3 protein-coding genes are annotated in these 2,988 nt (G+C 58.6%); all 3 read right to left on the bottom strand.

All coding sequences use genetic code 11. The features are described from left to right. From folD to GOX21_RS21380, 3 genes are read right to left on the bottom strand one after another with little or no spacing between them, the layout of a single operon-like run. Positions 1-891: a bifunctional methylenetetrahydrofolate dehydrogenase/methenyltetrahydrofolate cyclohydrolase FolD gene (folD, locus tag GOX21_RS21390; RefSeq protein WP_170362954.1), complete on the bottom strand. Its 891-nt coding sequence runs from the start codon at positions 889-891 to the stop codon at positions 1-3. A 53-nt stretch (positions 892-944) separates the two neighbouring features. After that, positions 945-1,250 carry a chorismate mutase gene (locus GOX21_RS21385; protein ID WP_170352146.1) on the bottom strand — a complete coding sequence of 102 codons (306 nt, stop codon included), beginning with the start codon at positions 1,248-1,250 and terminating at the stop codon, positions 945-947. A gap of 57 nt (positions 1,251-1,307) precedes the next feature. Continuing rightward, positions 1,308-2,984: a formate--tetrahydrofolate ligase gene (locus GOX21_RS21380; protein ID WP_170352147.1), complete on the bottom strand. Its 1,677-nt coding sequence runs from the start codon at positions 2,982-2,984 to the stop codon at positions 1,308-1,310. Positions 2,985-2,988: the final 4 nt, after the last annotated feature.

The raw sequence follows: 2,988 nt of genomic DNA, 5'->3' as shown, positions 1-2,988 counted from the left end.
TCAAGCTGTCAGGCCTTCGGGCTCTGGCAAGGCATTGGCGCGGCAGCAGGCGGTCAGAGTATTGGCCAGCAGGCAGGCAATGGTCATCGGTCCGACGCCACCGGGCACGGGTGTGATCGCTCCGGCGCGTTCGGCCGCGCTGGCGTAATCTACGTCTCCGACCAGCTTGTTCTTGCCGTCCCGTTCAATTCGGTTGATGCCTACATCGATGACCGTGGCACCTTCCTTGATCCAATCGCCCGGAATCATCTCGGGGCGGCCAACGGCAGCAACGACGATATCTGCGCGGCGCACAACATCAGGAAGGTCCTTGGTGCGACTGTGTGCGATGGTCACGGTGCAGCTGTCACCCAGCAACAACTGCGCCATCGGCTTACCCACGATATTCGATCGGCCCACAACAACCGCATCCATACCCGAGAGCGAGCCATGGTAGTCGCGCAGCATCATCAAACACCCCAGCGGCGTGCAAGGCACCATCGACTTCTGCCCGGTACCCAGCAGTCCCACGTTCGAGATGTGGAAACCATCAACGTCCTTGGCCGGGTCAATCGAGTTGATCACCAGATCTTCGTTCAGGTGTTTGGGCAGGGGCAACTGCACCAGAATACCATGCACGGCTGGGTCGTTGTTCAGCTTGTCGATCAACGCCAGCAGGTCTTCTTCGGATGTGTCAACATCCAGCTTGTGCTCGTACGAGTTCATGCCGACCTCGACGGTCATCTTTCCCTTGGACCGCACATAAACCTGGCTTGCTGGGTCTTCGCCTACCAGAACCACGGCCAGGCCGGGGGTGATGCCGTTTTCTTCTTTCAGCTTTGCGACCTGGTCGGCCACCTGGCCGCGTACTTTTGCGGCAAAGGCCTTACCGTCGATAACCTGCGCTACCATCCTTTGATCCCTTCTTTTCAAAAACGGATCGGGCGCACAAAGCGCCCGGTTCTTCATTCGGGGCCGAGCACGCGTTCTTCGCGGGCAATCGACCAGTCAATCAAGATGCGCCAAAGCTTCTCGGCAAGATCGGGGTCCATGCCCAACTCGTCGGAACTTGTGCGCACGCGCTGCACCACATCTTCGACACGATCCGGGATGCGGGCGGGTAGCCCCTCGCCGGGTTTCAACTGAGACGCACGATCTATGTAAGTTGCGCGCGCCACCAACATTTCAATCAATTGGCGATCCAGCTTGTCGATCTGAACCCGCAATTCCCGCATCGAGTGGCAGTCCTGCGGCGGTATCAGAGTGGGCATTTCAATCTCCTGCGGTCCGGGGATACCCCCGGACCACGAGATGTATCATTCGGGCGCTTAGAACAAGCCCTCGATCTCACCTGCGTCATTGAGGCAGATGGATTCCGCAGCCGGTTTGCGTGGCAGGCCAGGCATGGTCATGATCTCGCCGCAGACAACAACGATGAAGCCGGCGCCTGCGGACAGGCGAACCTCGCGCACCGGAACCGAATGGCCGGTGGGCGCGCCGCGCAGAGTCGGATCAGTCGAGAAGCTGTATTGCGTCTTGGCCATGCAGACCGGTAGATTGCCGTATCCGGCCTCTTCCCATTCGCGCAACTGGTTGCGGATTTTGTTGTCGGCCAGAACCTCGTCAGCACGGTAGATGCGCTTGGCGATGGTTTCGATCTTTTCGAACAACGGCATTTCGTCGGGGTAGATCGGTGCAAAGTTCGCAGCACCGTTTTCGACGATTTCCACAACTTTCTCAGCCAGAGGCGCAGAACCGTCTGAACCGAGCTCCCAGTGACGCGACAGAACTGCTTCGACACCATGTTCGGCGCAGTAATCCTTGACGGCCTGCACTTCGTCATCGGTGTCGGTGACAAAGTGGTTGATGGCGACAACAACGGGCACGCCGAAGGATTTCACGTTCTCGATGTGACGGCCCAGGTTGGCACAGCCCGACTGAACCGCGTCGACGTTTTCGGCACCCAGATCGGCTTTGGCAACACCCCCGTTCATCTTCATCGCGCGCACGGTGGCGACCAGAACAACTGCCGACGGCGCGATGCCCGCCTTGCGGCACTTGATGTTCATGAATTTCTCGGCACCCAAGTCAGCACCAAAACCCGCTTCGGTGACAACATAATCGGCCACTTTCAGAGCGGTTTTGGTCGCGATGACCGAGTTACAGCCGTGTGCGATGTTCGCGAAAGGACCACCATGGACAAAGGCCGGGTTGTTTTCCAGCGTTTGCACCAGATTCGGCTGCATCGCGTCTTTCAGCAGAACGGTCATTGCGCCTTCGGCCTTGATGTCGCGGCAGTAAACCGGGGTCTTATCGCGGCGATAGGCCACAATGATGTCACCCAGACGCTTTTCCAGATCTTTAAGGTCGGTGGCCAGACAGAGGATCGCCATGACCTCAGACGCCACGGTGATGTCAAAGCCGGTTTCACGCGGGAAACCGTTCGACACGCCACCCAAGCTGGCGGTGATCTGACGCAGCGCACGGTCGTTCATGTCGACCACACGACGCCACGCAACGCGACGAATGTCGATCTCGCACTCATTGCCCCAGTAGATGTGGTTGTCGATCATCGCCGACAGCAGCGAGTGGGCCGAGGTGATGGCGTGGAAGTCACCTGTGAAGTGCAGGTTCATCTCTTCCATGGGAACAACCTGCGCGTAACCGCCACCCGCAGCACCACCCTTCATCCCGAAGTTCGGGCCAAGCGAGGCTTCGCGGATACAGATCATCGCGTTTTTGCCGATGCGGTTCAGGCCATCGCCCAGACCGACGGTGGTGGTGGTCTTACCCTCACCCGCAGGGGTCGGGTTGATCGCAGTCACCAGAATCAGTTTGCCGTCTTCACGACCTTGAACCGAGTTGATGAAGTCCTGGCTGACCTTCGCCTTGTCGTGGCCGTAAGGCAGCAGATCGTCACTGGAGATGCCAATTTTCGCACCGATTTCCTGAATCGGCTTCTTGTTCGCCTCACGGGCGATTTCGATGTCGGATTTGTAGCTCATTGGG

It is taken from the genome of Ruegeria atlantica, assembly GCF_013032005.1.
Classification (GTDB): domain Bacteria; phylum Pseudomonadota; class Alphaproteobacteria; order Rhodobacterales; family Rhodobacteraceae; genus Ruegeria; species Ruegeria atlantica_A.
Note: the sequence above shows the minus strand (reverse complement) of the source record. Positions and strands in the feature narration are given on the sequence as shown.

Excerpts from the sequence above, each read along its gene's own strand:
- folD (WP_170362954.1), bottom strand. The coding sequence starts at position 891 with ATGGTAGCGCAGGTTATCGACGGTAAGGCCTTTGCCGCAAAAGTACGC.
- GOX21_RS21385 (WP_170352146.1), bottom strand. The coding sequence starts at position 1,250 with ATGCCCACTCTGATACCGCCGCAGGACTGCCACTCGATGCGGGAATTG.
- GOX21_RS21380 (WP_170352147.1), bottom strand. The coding sequence starts at position 2,984 with ATGAGCTACAAATCCGACATCGAAATCGCCCGTGAGGCGAACAAGAAG.